Annotated in this window: 23 protein-coding genes; 13 read left to right on the forward strand and 10 right to left on the reverse strand. The window is 70.5% G+C overall.

The window, feature by feature from the left end; all coding sequences use genetic code 11:
• The 3 genes from AC3WRT_RS16755 to AC3WRT_RS16765 all read left to right on the forward strand — a co-directional run.
• Positions 1–1,591, forward strand: a 1,591-nt coding sequence (locus AC3WRT_RS16755; RefSeq protein WP_492723930.1) for a CARDB domain-containing protein, incomplete at its 5' end; no start/stop codon positions are given.
• On the forward strand, positions 1,588–2,052 hold the full coding sequence (locus tag AC3WRT_RS16760) for a hypothetical protein (RefSeq protein ID WP_492723932.1): 465 nt from the start codon (positions 1,588–1,590) through the stop codon (positions 2,050–2,052). The genes AC3WRT_RS16755 and AC3WRT_RS16760, both read left to right, overlap by 4 nt.
• A gap of 164 nt (positions 2,053–2,216) precedes the next feature.
• Positions 2,217–3,134: a universal stress protein gene (locus tag AC3WRT_RS16765; protein ID WP_492723933.1), complete on the forward strand. Its 918-nt coding sequence runs from the start codon at positions 2,217–2,219 to the stop codon at positions 3,132–3,134.
• Positions 3,135–3,528: 394 nt separating this feature from the next.
• Here the strand turns inward: AC3WRT_RS16765 and AC3WRT_RS16770 are convergent, their stop codons facing one another.
• The 3 genes from AC3WRT_RS16770 to AC3WRT_RS16780 all read right to left on the reverse strand — a co-directional run bounded on the left by AC3WRT_RS16770 (position 3,529) and on the right by AC3WRT_RS16780 (position 5,940).
• On the reverse strand, positions 3,529–4,083 hold the full coding sequence (locus tag AC3WRT_RS16770) for a universal stress protein (RefSeq protein WP_492723935.1): 555 nt from the start codon (positions 4,081–4,083) through the stop codon (positions 3,529–3,531).
• Positions 4,080–5,543: an MFS transporter gene (locus AC3WRT_RS16775; RefSeq protein WP_492723937.1), complete on the reverse strand. Its 1,464-nt coding sequence runs from the start codon at positions 5,541–5,543 to the stop codon at positions 4,080–4,082. Before AC3WRT_RS16775 ends, AC3WRT_RS16770 begins: the two co-directional genes overlap by 4 nt.
• 163 nt (positions 5,544–5,706) lie before the next feature.
• Positions 5,707–5,940, reverse strand: coding sequence for a hypothetical protein (locus AC3WRT_RS16780; RefSeq protein WP_492723939.1), 234 nt, complete (start codon positions 5,938–5,940; stop codon positions 5,707–5,709).
• A gap of 211 nt (positions 5,941–6,151) precedes the next feature.
• Here AC3WRT_RS16780 and AC3WRT_RS16785 point away from each other — a divergent pair, with 211 nt between their 5' ends.
• Together AC3WRT_RS16785 and AC3WRT_RS16790 are read left to right on the forward strand one after the other, a co-directional pair.
• A complete protein-coding gene (locus AC3WRT_RS16785; RefSeq protein WP_492723940.1) occupies positions 6,152–6,598 on the forward strand; it encodes a ChaB family protein in 447 nt (148 codons plus the stop codon).
• A 163-nt stretch (positions 6,599–6,761) separates the two neighbouring features.
• Positions 6,762–7,685 (forward strand): universal stress protein, encoded by a 924-nt coding sequence (locus tag AC3WRT_RS16790; RefSeq protein WP_492723941.1) that lies wholly within the window; start codon positions 6,762–6,764, stop codon positions 7,683–7,685.
• Between the two features lie 36 nt (positions 7,686–7,721).
• Here the strand turns inward: AC3WRT_RS16790 and AC3WRT_RS16795 are convergent, their stop codons facing one another.
• Positions 7,722–8,156, reverse strand: a complete 435-nt coding sequence (locus AC3WRT_RS16795) for an SRPBCC family protein (protein ID WP_492723943.1) — start codon at positions 8,154–8,156, stop codon at positions 7,722–7,724.
• Positions 8,157–8,278: 122 nt separating this feature from the next.
• Here AC3WRT_RS16795 and AC3WRT_RS16800 point away from each other — a divergent pair, with 122 nt between their 5' ends.
• Positions 8,279–8,659, forward strand: coding sequence for a VOC family protein (locus AC3WRT_RS16800; protein ID WP_492723945.1), 381 nt, complete (start codon positions 8,279–8,281; stop codon positions 8,657–8,659).
• 2 nt (positions 8,660–8,661) lie between these two features.
• Here AC3WRT_RS16800 and AC3WRT_RS16805 read toward each other — a convergent pair whose 3' ends face one another.
• Together AC3WRT_RS16805 and AC3WRT_RS16810 are read right to left on the reverse strand one after the other, a co-directional pair.
• On the reverse strand, positions 8,662–11,088 hold the full coding sequence (locus tag AC3WRT_RS16805; protein WP_492723947.1) for a Tex family protein: 2,427 nt from the start codon (positions 11,086–11,088) through the stop codon (positions 8,662–8,664).
• Between the two features lie 34 nt (positions 11,089–11,122).
• Positions 11,123–12,520: an amidase gene (locus AC3WRT_RS16810; RefSeq protein ID WP_492723948.1), complete on the reverse strand. Its 1,398-nt coding sequence runs from the start codon at positions 12,518–12,520 to the stop codon at positions 11,123–11,125.
• 59 nt (positions 12,521–12,579) lie between these two features.
• Here AC3WRT_RS16810 and AC3WRT_RS16815 point away from each other — a divergent pair, with 59 nt between their 5' ends.
• The 3 genes from AC3WRT_RS16815 to arfC all read left to right on the forward strand — a co-directional run bounded on the left by AC3WRT_RS16815 (position 12,580) and on the right by arfC (position 13,843).
• Positions 12,580–13,062, forward strand: coding sequence for a hypothetical protein (locus tag AC3WRT_RS16815; protein ID WP_492723950.1), 483 nt, complete (start codon positions 12,580–12,582; stop codon positions 13,060–13,062).
• 113 nt (positions 13,063–13,175) lie between these two features.
• Positions 13,176–13,454 carry a hypothetical protein gene (locus AC3WRT_RS16820; RefSeq protein ID WP_492723952.1) on the forward strand — a complete coding sequence of 93 codons (279 nt, stop codon included), beginning with the start codon at positions 13,176–13,178 and terminating at the stop codon, positions 13,452–13,454.
• The gene (arfC, locus tag AC3WRT_RS16825) at positions 13,451–13,843 is read left to right on the forward strand and encodes a channel accessory protein ArfC (RefSeq protein WP_492723953.1); all 393 of its coding nucleotides are present in this window, start codon (positions 13,451–13,453) and stop codon (positions 13,841–13,843) included. The genes AC3WRT_RS16820 and arfC overlap by 4 nt, the downstream gene beginning before the upstream one ends.
• Before the next feature lie 216 nt (positions 13,844–14,059).
• Here the strand turns inward: arfC and AC3WRT_RS16830 are convergent, their stop codons facing one another.
• Both AC3WRT_RS16830 and AC3WRT_RS16835 read right to left on the reverse strand, forming a co-directional pair.
• A complete protein-coding gene (locus AC3WRT_RS16830) occupies positions 14,060–14,512 on the reverse strand; it encodes a hypothetical protein (protein WP_492723955.1) in 453 nt (150 codons plus the stop codon).
• 458 nt (positions 14,513–14,970) lie between these two features.
• Positions 14,971–15,591 carry a DUF6318 family protein gene (locus tag AC3WRT_RS16835; RefSeq protein WP_492723957.1) on the reverse strand — a complete coding sequence of 207 codons (621 nt, stop codon included), beginning with the start codon at positions 15,589–15,591 and terminating at the stop codon, positions 14,971–14,973.
• A gap of 241 nt (positions 15,592–15,832) precedes the next feature.
• Here AC3WRT_RS16835 and AC3WRT_RS16840 point away from each other — a divergent pair, with 241 nt between their 5' ends.
• The 3 genes from AC3WRT_RS16840 to AC3WRT_RS16850 all read left to right on the forward strand — a co-directional run bounded on the left by AC3WRT_RS16840 (position 15,833) and on the right by AC3WRT_RS16850 (position 20,642).
• Positions 15,833–18,649, forward strand: a complete 2,817-nt coding sequence (locus AC3WRT_RS16840) for an McrB family protein (RefSeq protein WP_492723959.1) — start codon at positions 15,833–15,835, stop codon at positions 18,647–18,649.
• A 27-nt stretch (positions 18,650–18,676) separates the two neighbouring features.
• Positions 18,677–19,909, forward strand: coding sequence for an McrC family protein (locus tag AC3WRT_RS16845; protein WP_492723961.1), 1,233 nt, complete (start codon positions 18,677–18,679; stop codon positions 19,907–19,909).
• A 145-nt stretch (positions 19,910–20,054) separates the two neighbouring features.
• The gene (locus tag AC3WRT_RS16850; protein WP_492723963.1) at positions 20,055–20,642 is read left to right on the forward strand and encodes a DoxX family protein; all 588 of its coding nucleotides are present in this window, start codon (positions 20,055–20,057) and stop codon (positions 20,640–20,642) included.
• Between the two features lie 109 nt (positions 20,643–20,751).
• Here the strand turns inward: AC3WRT_RS16850 and AC3WRT_RS16855 are convergent, their stop codons facing one another.
• Positions 20,752–21,432 carry a VOC family protein gene (locus AC3WRT_RS16855; protein ID WP_492723965.1) on the reverse strand — a complete coding sequence of 227 codons (681 nt, stop codon included), beginning with the start codon at positions 21,430–21,432 and terminating at the stop codon, positions 20,752–20,754.
• A gap of 26 nt (positions 21,433–21,458) precedes the next feature.
• Between AC3WRT_RS16855 and AC3WRT_RS16860 the strand changes: the two genes are divergently transcribed.
• Positions 21,459–21,641, forward strand: coding sequence for a hypothetical protein (locus AC3WRT_RS16860; RefSeq protein ID WP_492723967.1), 183 nt, complete (start codon positions 21,459–21,461; stop codon positions 21,639–21,641).
• Here the strand turns inward: AC3WRT_RS16860 and AC3WRT_RS16865 are convergent.
• Positions 21,578–25,603: a S8 family serine peptidase gene (locus tag AC3WRT_RS16865; protein ID WP_492723969.1), complete on the reverse strand. Its 4,026-nt coding sequence runs from the start codon at positions 25,601–25,603 to the stop codon at positions 21,578–21,580. The genes AC3WRT_RS16860 and AC3WRT_RS16865 overlap by 64 nt on opposite strands.
• Positions 25,604–25,778: the final 175 nt, after the last annotated feature.

Here is a 25,778-nt window from a genome sequence, read left to right on the forward strand (position 1 = left end):
GTCCCCGAGCACCGCCACCCCGCCCACCTTCAGCCAGTACGGCGCACCTGAGTCCTTCGCCCAGGCGCACAACGCCGGGGAGCCTTCCCTCGGCAGCAGCCACGCCACGGGCGCCTCGTTCTACCAAGCCCTCTACGACACCTACAGGGCCACCTGGGACGACAGTGTCACGCCGTCGAAGGTCAGCTGGACCGACGTCTCGGCGACGCCCGCCAAGGGTTGCCTGACCGGCGGCTCCACCTCTCTAGACCCGATCGGCTTCACCGACCCGGCCACCGGCCGCGTCTTCGAGAGCCAGCTCGCCGGCAAGACCTCGTTGATGTGCTACTCCGACGACGAGGGAAAGACGTGGTCGCCCAGCCAGGGTGGCGGTCTCAACTCCGGCGTCGACCACCAGACGGTTGGCGGTGGCCCCTACTCCCCGAACGGAATCGGCGCCCTCCCCACGTCCCCGTACAAGAATGCCGTCTACTACTGCAGCCAGGACATCGCCGACGCGAACTGCGCCTCCAGCCACGACGGTGGCCTCACGTTCGGACCTGCGATCCCGATGTACTCCCTGCTGGACTGCGGCGGCCTGCACGGGCACGTCAAGGTCGCTCCGAACGACGGCACGGTGTACGTGCCCAACAAGTCGTGCGGCGGCAACCAGGCGGTCGCCGTCTCCGAGGACGGCGGCACCACGTGGTCCGTGCGCAAGAACCCGGCGAGCACGGCGGGTGACTCCGACCCGAGCGTCGGCATCGGCGCCAAGGGGACCGTCTACATGGGCTACCAGGCCGCCGACGGCACGCCGCGCGTCGCCGTGAGCCGCGACAAGGGCAAGACGTGGACCGATGACCAGAACGTCGGGGCGAGCCTCGGCATCCACAACGTGGTCTTCCCCGCGGTCGTGGCCGGTGACGACGACCGCGCCTCCTTCGCCTTCATCGGGACGACGACCGCGGGCAACTACCAGGACGCGACAAGCTTCAAGGGTGACTGGCACCTCTACGTCTCGACGACCTACGACGGCGGCAAGAGCTGGGTGACGGTCGACACGACGCCGACCGACCCGGTTCAGCGCGGCTCCATCTGCACCGGCGGCACCACGTGCGGCAACGACCGCAACCTGCTCGACTTCATGGACGCCACCGTCGACCGGACCGGACGCGTCGAGGTCGGCTACGCCGACGGCTGCACCGGCGCCTGTGCCCAGCCCGGTGGCGCGCAGAACTTCGACGCGTACGCCACGATCGCCCGCCAGCAGGGCGGCAACACGCTGTATGCGGCATACGACGCCCTGCCCAACCTGACCCCCACGACGCTGGCGGTCACGAAGAGCGGTGGCCTCTACGTCGCCTCCACCACGGTCGCGAACAACGGCAAGGCCGCGGCCCGGGGCGTGACGGCGCGGCTGCTCGTCGACGGTGTCAACGTGGGCACGTCTGCGCCCGCCGACGTCGCCGCCGGCGCCTCGACGACAGTCACCTTCCCGGGCGTCCGCCTGGCGAAGGGGACGCACACGGCGGTCGTCGCCGCTGACCCGGACAACCGTGTCAAGGAGTCGAACGAGGCCGACAACCAGCGGCAGACGCAGGTCACGCGGTGAGCCCGCGGCGCGGGCTGGCCGCGCTGGTGCTGGGCGCCGTCGTGGCGGCGACGGCCGTCGCCGGCTGCGAGTCGGACGAGCTGGAGTCCGCCATGGCCGAGCCGGGCGCGGGCTCGACCCCCGTTGCCCTCGTCTGCGCCACCGATGCCAAGCCCGTCCCATTGCCCGAGTCCTTCCCGGACTCGGCGGCACTACCGGCGGGCTACGTCGTGACAGGCGTGGAGGCGCGCAGCGAGGGTCGCACGGTCGTCACCGCCGTGTCGCCGAAACCGCTCTCCCACACGCTCACAGAGATGCGGACCGCCTACTCGACCCGGGGCTGGACGGCGTCGCAGGGCGAGGTGGAGGAGCGGGACGCCGAGTCCAACTTCTCCGGCAACGGCCTGCGTGGGCGATGGACCATCCGGGAGCTGTCGGACTGCACGCAGAACACCTCGGTCAGCGTTCTCATCGGCAAGTGACACCACCGGGGGGGGGGGGGGGGGGGGGGGGGGGGGGGTGAGGCCTGTACAGGCCTCACCGCCGGTCTGTCTGTGCTGTCACAAGTCGCTGCCGATCCAGCCACGACGCGGGACGATGGAGGCGGCCGGAGCAGCGGCCCCGACCGCAGTGGAAGGGCAGAGCCATGGGCGAGGCAGCACGCTCGACGGACCAGAGCATCAGTCACGGCATCGTGGTCGGCTACGACGGGTCACCGGGGTCGCGGCTCGCCCTCGACTGGGCGATCGAGACGGCTCAGCGTGACGAGCGCCAGCTCACCCTGCTGCACTGCGTGGGTCTGAACATGACGCCGAGCTTCCGCGCCTACGACCCCGGCGTCGAGGCGCACGCGTACGAGGAGGTGTCCGAGGGCGTGCTCGACGAGGCCATCGGCATTGCCATGCAGACCATGGACCGCAAGGACATCCACCCGATCAGCATCATCGGGAGTGCCGCCGCCGAGCTCGTCGGCGTCTCGTCGCAGGCCGATCTCGTCGTGACCGGCTCGCGCGGGCACGGTGCCATCTCGGCCGGGTTCCTGGGCTCGACGGCGTATGCCGTCACCGCACACGGGCACTGTCCGGCGGTCGTCGTGCGAGGCGACTCGGTCGTCCATGCGGGGCCGCCACACCCAGTGGTCGCCGCCTTCGACGACTCCAAACCCGCGCAGAAGGCGCTCGAGACCGCCGTGCAGGTGGCGGCTGCAGCAGAGGCGTCGTTGCACATCGTCGGAGTGGACAACGTCGGTGGCCTGGACGCCTGGCCCGAGACCGACACCATGGTCGGCCGCGAGGAGATGATGGGGGCGATGCACGAGCGGGTCGGGCAGATCCTGCACGACGTCGCCGAGGATGCCATGCGGGCACACCCGGGTCTCGACGTGCGCACGAACGTCATCGCAGGATCCCCCGGCGCAGCCATCGCCGCGTATGCCGTCGACGTCCGGGCTGGTCTGGTCGTCCTCGGGTCGCGCGGCCACGGTGGCCTGACGGGCATGCTCCTCGGCTCGGTGAGCCACCGCGTCGTGCACGATGCACCGTGCCCCGTCATGGTGATCCACTGACGAGGTGCGTGTGAGTCGCCAGACGCCTGAGCAGGTCGGATGCGTTCGCTGCTCCCAGCGAAGGGCACGTCCGCGCCGGCTACGTCGCTCGCGGTGCAGCACCCGAAACTGCCGGTGAAGACGGAGATTTTGCACGGCGACCCGGTCCAGTCCCTGGCCGCGACCAGCCGAGGCTCCGGCCTGCTCGTCGTCGGCGCGCCGCACAGCACAGCGGGGGCGGTGCTGGCAGGGGCACGACCTACCGGATCCCGCACCACGTCACGTGCCCCGTGATGCTCGTGCACCGAGGCACCGCTCCCGGGCCCGAACTGTTGCAACTCGCAGACGGCTCGGGTCCCGGGAACGGGGCACACGGCATACGGCCGCGTGGGTGGTGGAGGTCAGCAGCGGTGGGTCAGCCGCCGGGTGGACGCTGGAAGCCGGGTCTGCCTGCAGTTCCGGCCGCCCGCTCGACGGAGCGACCCAGCCGCCCGGCTGCGGTCCCGAGCGCGCTGGACGCCCCGCCGCCGAGGAAGGGGGGCACCACGACCACCGGGCAGCGACAGGTGCGCACGAGGCGGCTGCCCAGCCAACGGGACCCGACCTGCGTCGAGCGCCCCGCATCGATGACGACGAGGTCGGCCGAGCGGCTCTCCTCGACGAGCACCGCCCGCCGCTTGCCCGCCACCACCCGGATCTCGACGAGGTGGTCGGGCCCGAGCACCCGGGCGACGTCATCACCGAGGCGCGACTGCTCCGCAGCGACGACGGTCTCGTCCGCGACGACCGAGGGGAGGCGGCCCCCGGTGGCCGTCTCCGGGGCGTGAGGCCGCCAGGCACGCACGGCCACGACCCGACCGCCGCGCAGGGCAGCCTCCTCGGCAGCCCATCGCAAGGCACCGGGGGAGCCGCTCGTCGGGCTCACCCCGACAACGATCGTGTGCGCCCGACCGAGATCCGCCAGGTTCATGCCCGCACCCCCGCCCCCTCCGGGACCTTGCTCAGCGGGTCGGCGACGTCCTCCAGCGACTTGCGCTCCGCGTCGATGCCGATGACCAGGGCGACGATGCCGCCGAAGATCATGATGACGGCACCGGCGACATAGCCCCAGGTGAGCGGCAGACGGTCTTTCCCGTCACCGATGAGCGCGCCGTAGAGCACGGGTGCCACAGCCCCGGCGCACTGGGCGATGACGAAGAAGTAGCTGATCGCCTGACCGCGAACCTCGAGCGGGAAGATCTCGCTGACGGTCAGGTAGGCGGCGGACGCACCGGCCGACGCGAAGAAGAACGAGACGCACCAGAAGATCGTGTGCGTCGTCGCGTCGAGGATCTCTGCGTGGAATGCCCAGGCAGAGACGAGCAGCACCACGCCGGCGATCGTGTAGGTGCTGAAGATCATCTTGCGACGGCCGATGGTGTCGAAGAGGTGACCGAGCAGCAGCGGACCGAGCAGGTTGCCGGCCGCGAACGGCAGGAAGTAGAGCGAGGTCTGGGCCTTGCTGATGCCGTAGAAGTTCGTCAGGACCAGCGCGTACGTGAAGAAGATCGCGTTGTAGAGGAACGACTGCGTCACCATCATCGTGAGCCCCAGCACGGTCCGTCGGCCGTAGCGGTTGACGAACACGTCCCACAGGACCTTCGGCCCCATCCGGTCCTCGGCCTTGACGAGGATCGCCTTGCTCTCGTCGACCTCGGAGATCTCGCCGCCCTCGCGACGCACGCGGTCCTCGATGTCGTCGACCGTGCGCTCGGCCTCCTCCGCGCGGCCGTGCGTCAGCAGCCAGCGAGGGCTCTCCGGGATGTGCCGGCGCAGCCAGATGATGGACAAGCCCAGGATGGGGCCGATGAAGAAGGCGAGGCGCCAGCCGACGTTCTCGGCGACGTTCTCGGGGTTGAGCAGGTAGAGGTTGGCCAGCGCGCCGAAGAAGGCGCCGAACCAGTACGTCCCGTTGATCGCGATGTCGACGCGGCCGCGGAAGTGCGACGGGATCAGCTCGTCGATGGCGGAGTTGATCGCGGTGTACTCGCCGCCGATGCCCATGCCGGCCACGAACCGGCAGACCCAGAGGAACCACATGTTGGGGGACAGGCCCGCGAGGCCAGAGCCGACAAGGTAGATGACCAGCGTGACGATGAACAGCTTCCGGCGGCCGAGCCGGTCGGTGAGGCGCCCGAAGGTCAGCGCTCCCACCACCTGGCCGACGAGGTAGACGGTGCCCGTGAGCCCGACCTGTGCGGTCGACATGCCGAGCGACTTCTGGAAGCCGGACTCCGACACGATCTGGATCTCGAGACCGTCGAGGATCCATGACACCCCGAGCCCGAAGACGACCGACCAGTGGAACTTCGTCCACGGCAACCGGTCCATGCGCGCGGGCACCAAACTCCTGATGGCACCGTCGGCGCGTTGTGCGACAGCCTCGCTCATCCCATCTCCTTTGATTCGAACAGCTGGCAACCGTCGAGTCAGGGCGTGCGGCGCCACGTCCTCACCGCCGGGACCCGTACCCCGTCGGTGACTCGCACCAACGCATACCGGGCGAAAGCGGCCACCCTCCGTTGCGGCACGGGTGACCCGGGCGACTCTGCGCTCAGCTACGCCGCTCGTCCTCGCCGTCGTCGGGGTCGGCGACGGGTGCCTGCTGCTCGACGACGTCGCGGTCGTCGCCCCGTGGGAGGGCGCCCTCGTAGCTGCGCGGCCTCATGGCGTCAGGGAAGAGGACGTCGGCACCCTCGTCGTCGATCGGCGGTGGCTGGCCGCCGTCGAAGGCGCTCGGGTGCGGGGTGCTGGGGTCGGTGTCCGACTGGGTTCCTGATGCGTCCATGCGCCGCCCCTTACCCGCCGGGCCGGGGCACCAACGTGATCGGGTATGCCGTCACCTCCTCGAGCGGAAGTCCCGGGTGCCCGGGTGGGTACGTCACCGGTGAAAGGCCGCTGACGATCGTCCTGTCAGAGCACCTCGTCAGAGCACCTCGTCAGGGCACCCCGTCAGAGCACCCCGTCAGAGCACCCCGTCAGAGAACGAGGAGGATCCAGTGCCCGCCAAGAAGAAATCGACCAGATCGTCCGACACCGACCTGCCCTCGACCCTCGAGCGGTCGCCAAAGAAGGCCCAGGACACGTGGCTCGCCACACACGACTCGGCGGTCGAGGAGTACGGCGAGGGGGAGCGGGCGCACCGCACGGCGTTCGCCTCGCTCAAGCACTCGTTCGAGAAGGTCGGGGACCACTGGGAGGAGAAGGGCTCGAAGGGCCCGAGCGACTCCCAGGCCGCCAAGGGCGGCTCGGCTGCTAGGTCGAACCGCGGCGGCGGGGACACGGCCGGCGGGGTGGACGCCAACGCCTCGAAGAGCCACCTGATGGACGTCGCCAAGCGGCTCGACGTCCGCGGCCGGTCGCGGATGAACAAGGACGAGCTCGTCGACGCCATCCAGAAGGCGAACAACCGGGCCACCGCCGACGCCAGGAAGGGCAAGGGCTGACGGACGCAGCCGGGCGACGGTAGACGTCACGGACGGCATACGTTCTCCGCCCCGCACCCTGTCTAGAGTGGTCGCAAACCGCCGCGGGCCCGCACGACCAGCGGGACGATGGGAGTGACCGGAGCAGTGGCCCGGCCATGGCAACCCACAGAAGGGGTGCACCATGAACGACCAGGTGCGGACCACCTACGGCATCGTCGTCGCCTACGACGGATCGACCGCTTCACAGCTCGCCCTCGAGTGGGCGGCCGAGACCGCCTTCCTACAGGGGAAGCACCTGACCATCGTGCACAGCGTCGACCTCTCCACCGCCCCCGCCTTCCCTGCGCTGGACCTCTCGCAGATCGACCCCTCTCTGGAGCACGCCGCCAAGGCGCTCGTCGACGAGGCCGCGGTCCGCGCCGGCGGGAAGCTCGACGCATCAGAGGTGAAGACGCACTACTCCCTCGGCAGCGCCGCCGCCCAGCTCGTCGACATGTCCGGCGAGGCCGACCTGGTCGTCGTGGGCAGCCGTGGCCGTGGACGCATCCTCGCCGGCCTGCTCGGCTCCACGTCCTACACCGTCACAGCGCACGCGCACTGCCCGGTCGTCGTCGTGCGCGGTCCCGCGGGCAAGAGCGCGGACGACGTCCCGCAGCCTCCTCGCCCCGGCCGCGGGCACGACGTCGTCGTCGGCATCGACGACTCGGAGGCGGCCATGCGAGCGCTCGACGCGGCCGTCGAGGTCGCCGAGCGGGAGCACGCCGTGCTCCACATCGTCCGGGTGGCCCACTCGCGCTCCATGGAGGCGTGGACGTATGCCGAGACCGCGAAGGGAGGCACGGAGGAGACGCACGCGATCCGCGACAACGCCGAGCAGTCGCTCCTGCGCGCGGCCGACCGCGTGCGGTCGTTGCACCCCAAGGTCATCGTGACGACCGAGGTGCTCTACGGCGACCCCGGGCAGTCGCTCGCGGACCTCGGTGCCACTGCCGGGCTCATCGTCGTCGGCTCACGCGGCCACGGCGGCTTCGCGGGGATGCTGCTTGGCTCCGTGAGCCACCGCGTCATCCACGACGCGTCCTGCCCGGTCATGGTCGTGCGCTGACGGCGCGACAACGCTGACCCGTCAGCGCTGGACGGGTCAGGCGTCGAGCGCCTCGGCGAACCGGCCCAGGGCGGCGTCCCAGCGGGACTTGTCGCCAGGGCCGTCCTCGGCTATGCCCTCACCCTCGTGGTAGAGGTCGACCCGGGTGCCGCCGCCCTCAGACCGGAGCTGCAGGTCGACGATGCTGAGCGGGCCGTCCTCGTGGGGATGCCACGACACGCGGATCTGCTCCAGCGGGTGGTAGCTGCGCACGACGCCGTGCGGTCCGTCGGCGCTGCGCCAGGACTCGCCCTTGTTGCCGAGGGTGACCCCCGGGCCCAGGAGGGCCTCCGTGCCGGGGGCACTGATCAGGTGCTGCCACACCTGCTCGACGGGCGCACCGACGGTGACGCTCGAGTGCACCCCCGCCGGGGACCCGTCGAGGTCGGGATCCTCCACGTTCTCGGGAATCGACTGCGTTGAACCACTCATGGGCACCTCCGGGTCGCTCGGACCGGTCCCTGATGGGCCGGACCCACCACAGACAGTCGACCAAATACCGGCTCCGATGACAATGCCCCCCCGGGTGCCCTCTTCGGCCCTAACCTCGGGAGATGATCGACCACTTCGGCATCAACTGCTCCGACTTCGAGGCCAGCGCCCGCTTCTACGACGCGGTGCTTGGTGTCCTCGGCTACGGCCGGCAGATGGACATGGGCATGGCCATCGGCTACGGCGCCGAGGGGCATCCGGACTTCTGGATCACCCGATGGCAGGGCGAGGACCCGAACCGGGAGATGCACTGCGCCTTCGCCGCCGCTGATGTCGAGGCGGTGCAGGCGTTCCACGCCAAGGCGCTCGATCTCGGTGCGGAGTCGCTGCACGAGCCGCGCCTGTGGGCCGAGTACCACCCCGGCTACTACGGAGCATTCGTGCGCGACCCCGACGGCAACAACGTCGAGGCCGTCTTCCACCGGGCCCCACCCGAGGCCTGAGATCAGCCGGTGAAGCCGGCCCGGCGGAGGGCGTCGGCCATGGCGCTGTCGACGGGGGTCTCGTCGCGCGGCGGGCGACCGCCCTGGCGCGAGGACGCCTGGCTGCCGCGACCCTGCCCGCCGCGTCCTTGCCCGCCGCGTCCTTGGGAAGGCCGCGCCTGTCCTCCGCGCTCCTTGGGAGCACCGGGCGTCACCTCGTCGTCGAGGCGGAGCGTCAGGGAGATGCGCTTGCGCGGCACGTCGACGTCGAGCACCTTGACCATCACGACATCGCCGGGCTTGACGACCTCGCGCGGGTCGCGCACGAAGTTCTTCGACAGGGCCGAGACGTGGGCGAGGCCGTCCTGGTGGACACCGATGTCGATGAACGCCCCGAAGGCCGCGACGTTGGTGACGACCCCCTCGAGGGTCATGCCGGGCGACAGGTGCTTGATCTCCTCGACGCCCTCCTTGAAGGTCGCCGTCTTGAACGTCGGTCGCGGGTCGCGGCCCGGCTTGTCGAGCTCGCTGATGATGTCGGTCACCGTAGGCAGCCCGAACGTGTCGTCGACATAGTCACCCGGCCGGATCGCGTGCAGCGCGGCGGTGTTGCCGATGAGGGACGTCAACTTCTGACCGGTCGCCTCGAGCATGCGACGCACGAGCGGGTAGGCCTCGGGGTGCACTGCCGACGCGTCGAGCGGGTCGTCGCCGCCCGGGATCCGCAGGAAGCCGGCCGCCTGCTCGAACGCCTTGGGGCCGAGACGCGGCACGTCCTTGAGGGCCCTGCGGGTGCGGAATGGTCCGGTCGCGTCACGGTGGGCGACGATGCTGTCGGCGAGTCCGGGCGTGATGCCGGAGACGCGGGTCAGCAGGGGAGCGGAGGCGGTGTTGACGTCGACGCCCACGGCGTTGACACAGTCCTCGACGACCGCGTCGAGCGAGCGGGAGAGCGCCGTCTGGCTGATGTCGTGCTGGTACTGACCGACGCCGATCGACTTGGGGTCGATCTTGACGAGCTCGGCGAGCGGGTCCTGCAGGCGTCGCGCGATCGACACGGCACCACGGAGGGACACGTCCATCCCCGGCAGCTCCTGCGACGCGAAGGCGGAGGCGGAGTAGACCGAGGCGCCTGCCTCGGAGACGACCGCGGACGTGAGCTTCAGCTCCGGGTGTGCCTTGATGAGGTCGGCGGCGAGGCGGTCGGTCTCGCGCGAGGCCGTGCCGTTGCCGATCGCGATGAGGTCGACCGAGTGAGCCTTGGCCAGCCGCGCGAGCGTGGCGAGCGAGCGGTCCCACTGGTTCTGGGGGACGTGCGGGTAGATGACGTCGGTGGCGACGACGCGTCCGGTCCCGTCGACGACGGCCACCTTGACGCCGGTGCGGAAGCCGGGGTCGAGACCCATGGTGGCGCGGGCACCGGCAGGGGCAGCGAGCAGCAGGTCGCGCAGGTTGGCGGCGAACACGCGTACGGCCTCCTCCTCGGCGGCGCGACGCAGCTGCATACGGGCGTCGATGCCGAGGTGCACGAGGATCTTCGTGCGCCACGCCCACCGCACCGTGTCGGCGAGCCACTGGTCGGCCGGACGGCCGCTGTTCTCGATCCCGAAACGTCGGGCGATCGCGCGTTCGTATGCCGTGGGGCCGGGTTGCGCCTCGGCCGCGGGGTCCTCGGGGCTGATCTCGAGCGAGAGGACGTCCTCCTTCTCACCGCGGAAGAGCGCGAGGATGCGGTGGGACGGGAGCTTGGAGAGGGGCTCGGAGAAGTCGAAGTAGTCGGAGAACTTGGCGCCCTCCTCCTCCTTGCCCGCACGCACCCGGGAGCCGAGGTGGCCCTGCTTCCAGACGCGCTCGCGGAGGTCGCCGATGAGGTCCGCGTCCTCCGCGAAGCGCTCGACGAGGATCGCCCGCGCGCCGTCGAGTGCTGCGGCGGCGTCGGCCACTCCGCGATCGGCATCGACGAATCCCGCTGCCGCAGTGGACGGGTCGGTGTCGGGGGAGTGAAAGAGGAGGTCGGCGAGCGGCTGGAGACCGGCCTCGCGGGCGATCTGGGCCTTGGTGCGTCGCTTCGGCTTGAAGGGCAGGTAGATGTCCTCGAGGCGTGCCTTGGTCTCGGCCGCGAGGATCTGGGCCCGCAGCGTGTCGTCGAGCTTGCCCTGCTCCTCCACCGAGGCGAGCACGGCGGCGCGGCGTTCCTCGAGCTCGCGCAGGTAGCCGAGGCGCTCCTCGAGCGTGCGCAGCTGGCTGTCGTCCAGCCCGCCCGTGACCTCCTTGCGGTAGCGCGCCACGAATGGCACGGTCGAGCCGCCGTCGAGCAGGCCCACGGCAGCGGCCACCTGTCCGTCACGGACGCCGAGCTCCTCTGCGATACGACGCTCGATCGAGGGCACGTTCACCTGCACGCTCACGGGGGCTGTTCTCCTAGTCCTACGACACACGGGGCCACGCATTCTGCCCGGTGCGGCACGCGGCCGGCCACGCGGGTCACGAGTGGACCGGCCAGCGAGGGGTCATGGTGTCGGGGCGGTGCTGCTCGAACCACGCCAGGGCGCTCAGGACGCCGGCGTCGTCGAACCGGCGACCAGACACCTGCAGGCCGATGGTCCGGCCGTCGGGTGTGAACCCGCAGTTCGTCGTGCCGGCGGGCTGGCCCGACAGGTTGAAGGGCGCCGTGAAGCCGACGTGGGACATGGCCGAGTCTCCCGCACCCCAGGGCATCGGCCACTCGGCAGGGAAGGCTGCCATCGGCGCCACAGGGGACAGCACGAGGCCGAAGGGTTCGGTGGCCGCAACGGTCGCCTGCTGGATCGCCATCATGTTCGTGTAGTCGCGCAGGACGCGAGTGCCGTCCAGCCCGCGAGCCCCTTCGGCCCAGCGGCGCACGTAGGGCAGCACCCTGGCGCGGGCGTCCTCCTCGAGGCTGTCGAGCTCGACCAGGGAGCGCACCCGCCAGAACTCGTCGAGCGACTCCAGCCAGCCTTGGCGCATGAACGGCGCGAGGGGCACGACGGTGGCCCCGGCCCCCTCGAAGACGCGGGCTGCCTCCTCCACGGCAGCCCGGATCTCCGGCTCGACCGGCGTGCCGCATCCGGCATCGAGGTGCAGGCCAAGGCGCAGGGTCGTCGGGTCGAGGGGGCGGGGAGTCGGGTCAACGGCCTCCGGAGGCAGGCTCGTCCAGTCTCGGGCGTCCGGGCGGGAGATGACCGACAGCAGGAGGGCGGCATCGGCGGCAGTGCGGGTCAGCGGGCCCGCTGCGCGGCCGAGGTAGGGCGCGTCGAGCGGGACGCGACCGGCGCTCGGTTTGAGGGTCGTCAGCCCCAGCCAGGTGCCCGGCAGTCGAATGGACCCGCCGATGTCGGTGCCAACGTGGAGCGGGCCGTAGCCGGCGGCTGCCGCGGCGCCGGCGCCGGAGCTCGAGCCGCCGGTCGTCAGGGACTCGTCCCACGGCGAGCGTGTGATCCCGTGCAGGCTGGACACGCCCGAGCTGAGCATGCCCCAGTCGGGCATGACGGTCGACCCGAGCAGGATGCCGCCTGCCTCCTCGATGCGCTCGACGACTGGGCTGCTTCGCACCGGTAGCACCGGGGTGACGCCCGCGCTCCCGGAGGGCTGCGGCACGCCGGCACGACCGAGGTTCTCCTTGACGGTCACGGGTATGCCGTCGAGCGGTCCGAGGGGAGTGCCGTCCCTCCAGCGGCGCTCGCTGGCGGTCGCTCCCAGCTCCGCGGCCGCGAGGTCGTGCACGAAGAACGCGTTCAGGGTCGGCTCGCGGGCGGCCACCACCTGCGCCACGTCGCGAAGGACGTCCACGGGGGAGAGCTCGCGTGCTGCATACGCCTCCAGCAGGTTGGTGGCGCTCAGGGCGGCGGGGCGTGGGTCCATGCGACGCTTCCTCCTCCGGCGGCAACACACCCTGCGGGTGCGCGTCCACGCTAACGGGTGTGGACAACGCGCACCGACTGTCAGCGGTGACCGCCATCCTCGAGGCCATGCGCTTCGACGAGCTCCCCAGGGACTGGGCCCAACGACCGATCACCGACCCCGACGTGCTGGAGGGGGTCATCGACCTCATCGTGACCGACAAGGCTCGGTCCGAGGGGGCGACCTACCTGCTCCTGTGCCATCCCAACGTCCACCTGCTCCAGCCGATCTGTCTGTCGGACGAGCCCCGCCGCATGGACGTGGGCGAGGTCCTCGACGGTGTTCGTATGCTGCTTGGTGAGTTCGCGCGCCATGACGTCCACGACGTTGTCATGGTGATCGCCAGGCCCGGCCGGTTGAGCCCGACGCCGCGTGACCAAGACCTGCGGGCTGCCTTCGAGGGAGCATGCAAGAGCACCGGGTTCACGCTGCACGCCGTGGCGATCGCAGCGCCGGATGCCGTCGCCGTCCTGCCGGCCCAGGATGACTGCGCCGCTGCCTGACGAAGGGGCGGAGGGGTTTCGCGCTGCGGAGAGCGCACGCTGCTGCCTCGCTGACAGAAGATCGGCGCGGTAGCGTCGTCCAAGGGTGGCGCTTGCTGACCCATGGAGGACCGATGGCCCAGTTGAAGCAGAGTGGTGCCGCGCTGACGCGTAGATATCGCCGGGACATCGGTGGTGGCTGGTGGACCGGGCTCGTCGTCGTCACGGTGCTCCTTGGTCTCCTCGGCCGCAGCCACAGCGGCTTCTGGAGTGCGTTCCTCTGGAGCGTCGTCGGGTTCGTGCTGGGCTCCCTCTGCGCTGTCGGGCTGGCCGGCCGCCTGGTCCCGGCTCGGTCGGAGGCCGAGGCCTTCGCCGGTGTGGCCGGCGCAGGTCACGCGGAGGCCGGGCGATGAAGTGGCTGCTGATGCTGGTGGCGTTCGTCGTCGGCGCAGCGATGACGTGGCTGCTGACGGTGAAGCGGGTGACGCGGACGCTGGACGTTGCCGAGGTCGATGCGGCGGCAGGAGCCGTCCCGGCAGTTCCAGACGACATGGAGGACACGGTGGAGGCAGTGAACCCGGTGAACGGAGAAGGCGAGGGCGACTCGCCGGACGAGGCGAGCCGCTTCGGCGGGGAGCGCACGGAGGCGTCGGCGGACCCGGGCCCCGCCGAGAGGTGGGACCGGGATGCTGAGGACGTGGACGCGCTGCTGAGCCGATCGGATGCCAGCGGTGTCGGCGAGGAGGGATCGCCGGAGGGCGATCCTCCTGACGGGGAGGTGCCCGGCCCGGAGCGCCGCTGAGCGGGTTGAGGGGCCGAGCGCAGAAAGTGCCGTGGTGGCGCATGAGGCCGGAGGCTCCCTGGAGCATTGAGTCCTGCGGTGACTCAATGCTCCATCCCGGCGTCCCGCAGGACCTTCATCACGCGTGGGCCGTCGCACGACTCAACGCACAGCGCTGTGAGGCGAAGCTCGTCTGGACCGTTGGAGGAGAGGCGAGGCAAGACTGCCTCGCTGAGGTCAGCGGTTGACGAGGACGCCCTTGGCTTCGCGGACCGTCACCGTGGTCGACGGTCCGGGCACGGTGACGGTCGAGGGGATCTCGTCCCAGGTCGACCCGTCGAGGCTGAAGTCGGCTCCGAAGGTCGTGTCGACCCGCACCGGGTACTCGCCCTTGGTCTGGTAGACGTGGGTGATGTCGCCGTCCGGATAGACGCCGCCGGTCGAGGTCGTCGGTCCCCCCTTCGAGCCGTCGCCGAAGACGTAGGTGAAACCCACGAGCTTAGGACGGATCTGCACCGGGATGCCGCGTAGGACGGATCGGTCCACCTCGCCTGGCTGGAACCCCTTCCCGGCCCAGTCGACCTTGTAGAAGGTGCGCAAGTTGACGAGCGTCGTGTTCCCGGCTGGCTGGCTCGAAACCTGCGGCTTCGCCCACGGGGTCCGCATGAACGCCGCCCTGAGATCAGCCATCGTCAGCGTGGGCCGAGCTCCCGGAGCAACGTCCGACGCGCAGGTCAGGCCTATCAACTCCCAAGGCCCGACCGGCTTGCCATCCAACATCGTCCGCCTCCAGATACGAAGGCGCGGCCCTTTCTCCTCTGGGGGACATGAACGCAGGGCGCCAGCGCACGTGACGGCTTCAGTCCCCATATCTGGCTTGGCGTTGTAGCAGTCCGCGAGCGATCTGTACTCATACGTCGGAAGATGCTCATCCTGATCGACGACTATCGTCCCTCCGGAGTCGCCAGGGAACTTAGGCAGTTTGGCAACCTGGTCGCGAGGAAGAAGATCGGTAAACGCCCCATCCTCCTTCGTGCCGCATTCGACCCAGGCGTCGTCGCAAGGGCCTCCGTCCGCAGCTTGGCCGCCAGAGGGGGCAATGGCCACACCAGCGGCGATTACTGCTAGGGCCGCCAACAAGATACGCATCACGAGACCGTCTGTAGTCTTGTCGCGGTCCAGTGTCCGTCTCGGAAGGACATTGTCATCACAAAGGTGCCTGGGCCGGCAGCAGTGTTCCGAAGAGTCGTTCCCCGCTCGTCCACGACCTTGACAGCCCTTTGTTCGACATCGATCAAGACCTGAGCTGACAACGTCGAGGATGCGAGCGCTGTCGTGCTGAGCACCCGAATCGAGGGCCCCAGGTGGCGCTGTTTCTTGGCCTCTAATTCCTGCAAAGACGCGAACATCGCTTGGCACGTTTCACAACTTGATTGGAACAACCCCATTAGGACAGTGGAGTCGGGCTTAGTTGCGCCCGCGTTCAGTGATTCGATGAAGTAGCGAGCAAATGACTGGGCGCCCTTCTTAGTCTTTTCGCGAGCGGACTTGGGGATCTTGGCAATCACTTGGTCCACGGACGACGTGGGGCTGGGGGAGGGTTTCGAGGTCGTCGGCGTGGCTGATGTGGTCGTGCTCGCTGATGGAGTGGTGGGCGGGGGAGCGGCGGCGTCGGCGCCCGTGCAGGCTCCCAGCGTCGCGAGCGCGATGATGGCGGCGGCATACGAGCGCAGCGTGCGGTGTCGGCGTGGTGTGGCGGCTACGGTCATCGGCGTCCCCTGTCGATGGTCGGTCGTGTCGTACGAGTGCGGTTCGCACCCTTCGTCCCACGACGGCAACTTACGACGATCGTCCCGCACCCGCACGCCGAGCAACCGGCACGATCCACAGGCAGACACGCCCGCGACTTCGAGGCGCGGGCGACCGGCAGGTAGCCTGTCCGCGGTCCTGAGCGCACCTCCACGCGCCCAGTAGCTATGCGCTCTAGAAGTGGGCGCACAAGGGAGCCTCATGTCTCGCACCGACACCGTCGACGTCAAGCGTTGGCGCGCCAAGTACGCGCTCATCGAGCGTGCCGCAGAGGCGGACAAGGACGCGCAGGCCCTCTTCGCCGAGCTCGACTCGGAGCGGAGCGCTCGCAACGGCGAGCTGCGTGAGATCCTCGCCGACCTGGTGGCCTCCGGTGACCTGCTCGCCTTCAAGGAGGCGATGAACCAGTGGACCCGCAAGGACGGCCCGCACGTCGGGTTCGGCGCCATCGGCGGCCCGTGGCTGGCCGCGCTCGTGCGCCGCGCCGAGGAGGAGTACGCCGAGGTCGTCGACCTCCTCAAGCTCACGCTGCAGACGCCGGCCTCGCCGCAGGACGCCGGGGACAAGCTCCAGGGGATGGAGGCCTTCCTCGCCCGCGGCGGCTCACGCGGGCAGCGGGCGCCCGGACCCGGGCACACGGCATACGTCCTCTCGCTGTTCTGGTCCACCGACGACGGCGGCGAGTGGCCCCACATGTGGGAGAACGCACCCCACATGCTGCAGCGGCTCGGCTGGCTCGAGCGCGGGCTGAGCCACGCCGAGCGCTACGTCGCGTTCGCCGACCTCTGCTCGGCCCTGCGGCCCGACGCGCCGAAGTACGCGGCACGCATCCTCTGGTACCTCAAGGAGAGCGGCGCCTTCGTCGGCATCGCCCCGAAGGCCCTCGACGTCTGCGTGGAGGCAGGCGAGATCGCCGCCGACTTCCGCCCGTCGACCGGCTACGCGAGCGCCCGGCGGGAGGAGCGCGCCGCCGACCTCGCACGGCAGCTGCGCGGCGAGGCCGACCACATCTCCGACAGCCTCATCGAGCGGCTCTCCGCCGAGACGGGCCTCTACCTCGAGGCGCCCACGCTCGCCCTGCAGCAGCGCTCCGGGGAGGACGCGGCCTACCGCTCCGACCTGTATGCCGCGTGGATCCTCGTCGGCGGCGCCGGCGCCCCCGGCTTCCGCCTGTGGGTCACCCCGTCCGGTGTCGCGTTCGGCCTCCACGGCGGCTGGGAAGGCGAGAGCGACCAGCAGCACCGCGAGATCGGCACCATCGTCCAGGAGCACCTCCCGCGCGGCCTGACCTTCATCCGGGTCCACGAGGACGGACGCACGGACCGGCTCGAGCCGGCCGGCCGCGACTACCCCGGCGGTGAGACCTTCGTCGGCCGCTGGTGGAGGGCCGAGGACGCCGTCGGCCGCGCCGACTTCGCCGACGACATGGTCGCGACCGCCCGCATGCTGACGCCGCTGCTGCGCTACATGACCTCGAGCCAGCGTGGCGCGCTCGACGACCCCAGCCTCGAGCTCGCCGCCATGGTCGACCTCGACGGCGAGGTCGAGATCTTCAGGAGCGAGCGCCCCTATCCGAGCGAGCGCGACGCCTGGCACCAGGAGCAGCGTCGCGTCTTCGCCGCGTGCTTGTCGCGTGAGGGACTCGAGGACTTCGACCTGCCCACGTTCAAGCGGATCGTCTCCACGCGCGGCTACGGCGACATCGGCGCCCAGTCTGTCCTCATCAGCAGCATCAATGCCCTCGACGCCGCCGGCATCGACGAGCTGCGCGTCATGGTGCGCGACCTGCTCTGGGGCGAGGGGCGTGACGAGGAGCGGATCAACCGCGTGCTCGGCTCCGACGACGTGCCGGTCCAGGGCTTCGGCGAGAGCGTCGTGCTCAAGCTCTTCGCCATCGCCCACCCGGAGCACTGGGTTCCCCTCTTCTCGCTCGGCGGCGACTCCGGCAAGATCGCGATGCTCAGCCGGCTCGGTGGCCCGGCGCGCTGGACCGAGGGCAAGTCCCGCGGGCGCACGCACGTCGAGACCAACGCCCTGCTCAAGCAGACGCTCGACCCGCTGCTGCCGGACGACCCGTGGGGGCAGGCGCAGCTGGCGTACTGGCTCATGCGCCGCTCCGACAAGGCGCTGACGCCCGACCACGACGCCCTCGGCGAGGCCGCCCAGGAGCTGCTCATCGAGGAGGACTTCCTCCGCGAGATCCGCGGTCTGCTCGAGGAGAAGAAGCAGGTCATCTTCTACGGCCCTCCGGGCACCGGCAAGACCTACCTCGCCCAGCGCTTCGCCCAGGCGCTGCAGCCGGACCCGGCGAAGCGCGACATCGTCCAGTTCCACCCCAGCAGCAGCTACGAGGACTTCTTCGAGGGCTTCCGGCCGCAGATCGACCACCAGGGCCAGATGGTCTACGAGCTGCGCAAGGGCCCGCTCGCCCTGCTCGCCGAAGCGGCCGAGGCGGACCCCCTGACGCCGCACATCATGATCATCGACGAGATCAACCGCGCGAACCTGCCGCGCGTCTTCGGTGAGCTGCTCTTCCTGCTCGAGTACCGCTCACACTCGGTCAAGACGAGCTACCGCCCCGACGAGGGCTTCGAGCTGCCGCCGAACCTCTACTTCATCGGCACGATGAACACCGCCGACCGGTCCATTGCGCTCGTGGACGCCGCGCTGCGTCGGCGCTTCGACTTCGTGCCGTTCATGCCCCACACCGGGCCGATGGAGGGCCTGCTGCGCCGCTGGCTCGAGTCGCACGACGGACCGGTGTGGGTCGCCGACCTCGTCGACCGCGTCAACGAGGACCTGCGCCGGGCGCTGCGCGGGCCGCACCTGCAGATCGGCCACAGCTACTTCATGCGCCCGGGCCTCGACGGGGACGAGGCCACGCTGCGCCGTATCTGGGACTACAACGTCTACCCCTTCATCGAGGACCAGCTCTACGGCCGCGAGCACGAGCTGGCCCAGTTCCGCTGGGACAACGTCAGGGCCCGCTACGGCCAGTTCGACGCGAGCCGGCCCTGACCGCGGACGACGTCACGTGAGGAATCCATGACCATCGAGCTGCCGCCGATCCTCGAGCACGGGCGCTCGGGGCCGGTCCGGCTGCCCTGCGAGACCCGGTCGGCACTCGTGACCGCGGCGGGGGAGCGGCTCGTCATCCACGCGACCGCCGACCCCGATGTCGTCACCATCGGCGCGACCAGCTGGGTCGGGGCCCTGGCGGTCCCCGGGCTCGTCGTCCGGGTCACCCCGAAGGTCTCCGTCACCAACTTCTTCGCGATGCTGGGGGCCGGTGTCTCGCCGGACGCCTTCGACCACGAGCACGTGACGTGGAGCGACACCGACGAGCTCATCGACGGCGTTGCGTACTTCGCCATCCGGCTCATCGACTCCGCGACGATGCGCGGGCTCGTCCACGGCTACGTCCCGCGCGAGGAGCGGATGCGCACCATCCGCGGCCGGCTGCTCGTCGAGGAGTTCGCGCGCCGGCCCTGGAGCGCCGCCGAGCCGCAGTGCCGCTTCGACGACTTCACCGCCGACATCGTCGAGAACCAGCTCTTCCGCTGCACGCTGCAGGCCATGCTCAGCTGGCCCGCGCTCGCACCGCACGTCCGCCGTGAGGCGCTGCGGGTCCTCGGCCGCTTCGAGGGTGTGGACGACACACCGGCCACGAAGCACGCCGTTCCCGTGCCGATCACGCGCCTCAACGAGCACTACGAGGACGCGATGCGCCTGAGCCGCCTGGTGCTGCAGGCGATGTCGCTGAGCCACGAGGCCGGCGACCAGCAGGCCAACAGCCTCATGGTGGACATGGACGACCTCTTCCAGCGGTGGATCGTCCAGGAGCTCGACCTGCGCCTCGCCCCCGAGATGCGGACCGAGCGCGACGAGGACGTCTGGCTCGACGAGGGCCGAGCCGTCGCGATGGTGCCCGACCTCGTCGTGCGCCGCGGCGACGACGTCGTCCTCGTCGGCGACGCGAAGTACTCCATGGGGGCCGACGGCTACATGGCCTCGCGCGACTACCTCGAGCTCGTCGCATACACCACCGCCATGGGCCTGCCCACCGGGCTGCTCGTCCACTGCAACACCGACCGGGCGCCCGAGTCGGAGATCGTCATCCGCAACGCCGGCACCCGCATCCTCTGCCGGCCCATCCGGCTCGACGGGTCGTATGCCGCCGTGTGCCGATCGCTCGACGCGCTGGCCGAGCTCGTGCGCGAGCTCGCCGACTCGCCCCGCGAGCTCGAGGTCCCGACGCTGGTCCGCTCCCGGTCCTGACGCTCGTCAGGCTGGGGCACGCCTGTGCCGGCCTGTCTGCCAGATCACAAGCCATTCCATGGCGGTCGTCGAGCCGTACTACTACGCTTTGTAGTACCGACAGAGAAGCTGCCGGAACACACACCGAGTTCTGGAGTTGAGTTCCATGGGCACCATCCCCCGCGACACGCACGCGCAAGGCGCAGTGTCGTCCACCGTGCACGATCCGACCAAGGGCGTCGTCACCTTCCAGGAGGAGGTCGTCCGGTCGAGCCTGGCCCGCAAGTTCCTCGCCGGCCTACGCATCGTCCTCGGCTTCACCTTCCTGTGGCCGTTCGTCGACAAGATGTTCGGTCTCGGTTACATGACCCCGTCGGCGAAGGCCTGGATCCACGGCGGCACGCCGGCGCAGGGCTTCATGAAGGGGGCCGAAGGCCCGTTCGCCAGCTTCTTCAAGAACATCGCCGGCCCGTGGGCCGACTGGCTGTTCATGGCCGGCCTGCTCGGCATCGGCGTCGCTCTGCTCGCCGGCGCCGGCCTCAAGCTCGCCGCCTGGACCGGCGCGCTCCTGCTCGTGCTGATGTACCTCGCCGAGTTCCCCCTCGGCACCACCGGCACCTACACGAACCCGCTCATCGACAGCCACTGGATCGAGGCACTGGGCATCGCGGTTCTCGCCACGACGCTCGCCGGGGACACCTGGGGCCTTGGCAAGTGGTGGGGCCGCCACGTCGGTAACGGCCTCCTGCGGTGAGCCGGTCGGTGACCGAGTTCGCTGACTCGGCCACCAGCAAGGGCCCCTGACCCGGACCCGAGCAGCGAGGCGGTCCTCCTCGGAGGGCCGCCTCCCTGCTGCGTGCTCGTCACTGCGAGCTGAAGGCGCAGAACTCGTTGCCGGCCGGGTCGATCATGACGCTCCAGTCGATCCCGTCGTCGCCGCGGTCGCGCACCAGCCGGGCGCCGGCGGCGACGAGCGCGCCGAGGTCGTCCGTCATCACGTCGATGTGGATGCGGTTCTTGGTCGTCTTCTCCTCGGGCACGGGCTGGAACACCAGGCACTCGAAGGGCAGCCGGGTGACGCCCTCGACATGGCTCCAGCCGTCGTCGCGCCCCGCCGTGCCGCCGAGGATCCGAGCCCACCACTGGGCCAGCCGGTGGGCGTCCTCCTCGTCGCCGGTGACGTCCCAGACGAGCTCGTACGCGGGGTCGGTGACCGGCTTGTCACGCTCGAAGAGGCAGAACTCCTGGCCGTCGGGGTCGAGCAGGACCGTCCACCGGGGCTGCTCGTCCTGGACCACGGCCCCGGCATCGAGCGCCGGCTGCAGCGATGCCGCCCTGACGTCCAGGTGGAGGCGGTTCTTCACGGTCTTCGGCTCCGGCACCTTGTTGACCCACACCCTGACGTCCTCGTCGCCGACGCGCAGGCACGAGGAGCCGTCGTCGTGCGGGTGCGCCTCCCACCCGAGCAGCGGCCCCCAGAACGCCGACAGGGCGTGCGGGTCGGCGGCGTCGATGCAGAGGTCCTTGTACGTCGCGAGCGGCATGGGCAGACCGTAGTCCCCTCCGCCACGTGGGCGCTCGATCGACGGCGACCGATGAGCCGACCTACGAGCCGGCCCACGAGCAGACGTATGCCGGACGGCCGGACGGCCGGACGGCATACGTCGTCGGGAAGGTGCGGATGACCGCTCAGCTCACGCGCAGGGTCACCCGCGAGGAGGTCGACGGGTTGTACCGCGTCGAGCCGTTGTAGGTCGCCCTCACGGAGTGCAGCCCGCGCGAGAGGACCGGGGCGTGGAGCGTCGCCCGGCCCTTCGAGACGGCCGACGTGCCCAGGACCCGGGTGCCGTCACGGAAGGTGACGCTGCCCGTTGCGGTCGACGGAGACAGCGTGGCGGTCAGCGTCGGGCGTCCGCCGTAGCGGTAGCTCGCGCTGCTGGCCTTGAGGGAGGTGCCGGACGCGACGCCCCTGACCGTGACGGTGACGCCCGGCGACGTGCTGCCGGCGCTGCGCGTGTCGCCGTTGTACGTCGCGGAGAAGGTCACGGTGCCGCGCGGCAGCCCCGTGACCGTCGCGACGGCCCTGCCCCCCGCGACCGTGACGGTCCTCAGGACGGCGCCGTTCTTGCGGAAGGTCACCGTCCCCGTCGCGTTCGACGGGGTGATCGTGGCCGTGAGCGCCGTCCTGCCGCCCTGCGTGAAGGTCGTGGGGCCGGCGGTGAGCCTCGTGGCCGACGTCGTGCGCACTGCCACCACCTGGGCCCGGGAGCCGTTCCCGTTGAGGTGGTGCAGCAGGAGCAGGCCCTGGGGCTGGTCCACCTTGGCACTGGCGTCGTCGCGCCGGACCTCGAGCTTCTCGCCCGGCAGGTCGGTGCTCAGCAGCGTGCCGTAGTCGCCGTAGGCCGACAGCCCCGGCGAGGCCACGCTGACCGTCATCGGCCTGGCGTCCGAGCCGATGGAGTCGACCGGGGCACCCTGGGCGTACGAGCTGACCCAGTAGCGCAGCCGCGGGGCGGCGCCGGTGAGCAGGCCGGCCTTCTGCAGCACCGACACCGAGACCGGCATGGCGAGCGAGTCGCTGTTGAAGACGTTCGTGTCGAACGACCCGTCGATGCCGTTGACCAGCGTCTGGTCGAGCACCGCCCCGAACCCCTTGCCGGGTCGGAGGTCCACGAGCTCGGCCACGAAGTAGTCGTAGTCGTCGGTCGCGCTCGAGAGCCGGGTGTTGTAGACCGCCGCCTCCGCCGTGCCGTCGGCGTTGGTGTCGAGGAAGACGTCGAACTCGGTGGACGTGGCCGGGGTGCGCCACGCGCCGTGGGTGCTGATACCGAAGGTCAGCGTGGCCTTGTCGAGGCTGGGGACGAGCGGCGCGTCGGACGCAGCGCCGACGTAGCGCAGGTCCGCCCCGCGGTCATCGGCCGTCTGGACGCAGTCGAGCACGCGGGTCGGTGAGCAGTCCGCCTTGCGCGGGCTCGTGCCCTGCAGCTGGAACGTCGACACGGTCGAGACGTACGACGTCGTGCCGTCGCCCTGGTCGATGCCGGTGCCCGTCAGGGGCAGCATCGAGGTCGCGACGCCCGCGGGCAGCCCGGTCTCGTGCCTGACGGTCGTGCTCGTCGGTGACGACATGGTGGAGGCGGCGCGGGGCGCGGACCACACGGGCACCCGCAGCTCACCGCCGTCCGTGCCGCGCACCGGCTCGAGCACCATGCGCCCGCTGGCGTCGGTGCGGTAGCTGCGCGTGAGGTCTCCCTCGCCCAGCGGCTCGGGGTCGGTCGTCGGGTCGGAAACGGCGCGGAGGGCGGAGCGGGTGAACGTCGCCGTCACCTTCACGTCGACCGATCCGTTCGCCGGCACGCGCACCTGCGAGGGGCTGAACGCATACGTCACCCCGGGCGTCGGGTGGGCGGCGTCGTAGGACAGGGCGTACGACACGGGACGCAGCGAGCGCTTGTTGACGATCCGGACCGTCTTGGTGAGGGTCTGCGTCGGGGACGTGACGGCCACCGGGCCGAAGGACACGCTCACGGCGCCGGCGTCGCCCATGACGAACGCCAGGGTGCCGGTGTCGACCGCCGCATACGCCTGGACACGGCCGGCGCCCACGCGCTCGGGACCGTAGACGTCTCCGGTGTGCTCGAGACCGACGAAGACGTCCTGGGTGGCGGTGTTCATGATCGCGGCCTTGACCTCCTCGACCGTCCACGACGGGTGCGAGGCACGCACGAGCGCGGCCTCGCCGGCCACGTGCGGAGAGGCCATCGAGGTGCCGCTCTCGGCGACGCCCTCGTTGCCGGTGCCGACGGCGACCGAGAAGGTCGTCACCCCGGGGGCCGCGACGTCGGGCTTGAGGCCACCGGTGATGCCGACGCCGCGCGACGAGAAGCCGGCGAGCTGGTCGACCGCACTCGGGTTGCGGATGCTGACGGCGTTGCGCAGGTCGTTCGTCATCGTGACGCGGACCTCGGTGGAGGCGTCCAGCTTCGCCTTGATGGCCCTCGTCGCCTGGTTCACGACGAGCATGGCCGGCAGCACCTTGCTGCCGGTGACGCCTGCCGAGAAGGAGTTGACGTCACTGCCGTAGATGATGCCGGACGCACCGGTCGCTTCCACGTTGGTGGCGCGTCCGGCCGAGCCGCACCGGCGTCCGGTGCCGTCGAGCCACATCGTGAGGACGACCTTGCCGGCGATCGCCGCCTTGTCGGCCTCCGAGTAGGGCGAACAGCCGTCGGTGTTGTTGGTGGCCGACGGGGGCTGCGTCCAGTCACCCACAGCGGCCACGGGGGTGTCGCGCACACCTGGGTTCTGCGGCCAGTCGTAGGCGACGGACTTGAGGGCGGCGAAGACGTTGTCCTGGGTGCCGTCCACGGTGTCGGCCGGCTCGATGCCTGCGGGTGCGTCAACCCGGAGACCGTCGACGACGTCGTTGCCGTCGTCGGTGGCTGCGACCGCGAGCACACGGGGTGCGTTGCCGGGGGAGCCGCCGACCTCGTAGACGTCGCCGGAGTTGCCCATCGAGGCGACGACGACCGTGCCGAGCGCGGCGAGGTTGTTCGCGGCCACGGCGTCGGGGTCCTCCGGGGAGCCGTAGGAGCTGCCGAGCGACATGTTGACCACGTCGAGGTGGTCGGACAGGTTGCCGTCACCGTTGGGGTCGGCGGCCCAGTCGAGCGCCTGAGCGACCACGTTCGTGGACCCCTCACAGCCGAACACCTTGAGCGCGTAGAGGCTCGCCTCGGGGGCGACCCCGGGGCCGATGTCGAGGCTGGCCGGGTCGATGTCCCTGCTGTAGCCGCCGGACCACGTGGTGCCGTCTGCTGCGACGCCGAGGCCCGCGGTGGTGCCGGCGACGTGCGAGCCGTGGCCGTTGCAGTCGAGCGGGTTGGCGTCGGGTTGCGGCACGGGGTCGTAGGCGTCCGAGCCGGGGTCGGCGTCGTAGTCGTCACCGGTGAAGTCGTGGCCCCCGACGACCTTGGCCGTCGGTGCGAAGTCGTTGGACGCGGCGGCGGCCTTGAACGCCTGGACCGTCCCGGGGCCGCCGAAGTCGGCGTGGGTGTAGTCGATGCCCGTGTCGATGATGCCGACCCGGACGCCCTTGCCGGTCTGTGAGAGGGCCTGCCACACCTTCGGTGCGCCGATGAGCGGCACCGACGAGCTGTTGGTCGGCTGCTTCGGCGTCAGGCGGTGGATCGCCTTGACCCCGGGGATGGCTGCCAGGGAGCCGAGGCGCGCGGCGTCCGTGCGTACGGCGATGCCGGCGTATGCCGCGTGCAGGCGGTAGAGCGTGCGTGCCCTCGTCGCGGTGGCGCCGAAGCGGGCCTCGACGCCCCTCTGGGCGGCCTTGACGGCTGCGGTCTGGGTGCGCGCGGCGCTCCCGGCCACCGCGAGCCCGCGCCCGCGGAACCGGGTGAACACCGTCGTCGCCGGGGTCGCGTCGAGCTCGATCATGACCTCGACGGGGCCGGTGCCCTTCCGCAGGCCGGCGTCGACCTTGTCGCCAGCGGCCACGCGCTGCGTGCCGAGCGCGAGGGAGCCGGCACTGGTCAGGCCGTCGGGCACCGACCGGTGGCTGCGGTGACGGAGTGACGGGTCGGGGCTCGCCGACACCGGCGTCGCCCCCAGGGTGGTGACCACGAAGGCCGCGACAGCTGCCGCGCCCACCGAGCAGACCACACCGCGTCGGGTGCGTCGCGGTCCCCGAGTGTTGTCGGACAACAGAGCCTCCTTGCATGGCTCCGTTCGTCCGCGGCGCCCTCGGCGCATCGCGGGCGCAGGGACGCTCGTCCCGGAACTTGCCTGCCACGCGGGTGCAACTTATCCCCGTTCGTCCCGGTGTGTGCGGTGATCGGCAGATGAGCTCCCGAGGTGTCGAGGCTGTCGGTGGCGGACG

This window comes from Terrabacter sp. FW104-15G4B, assembly GCF_058790095.1.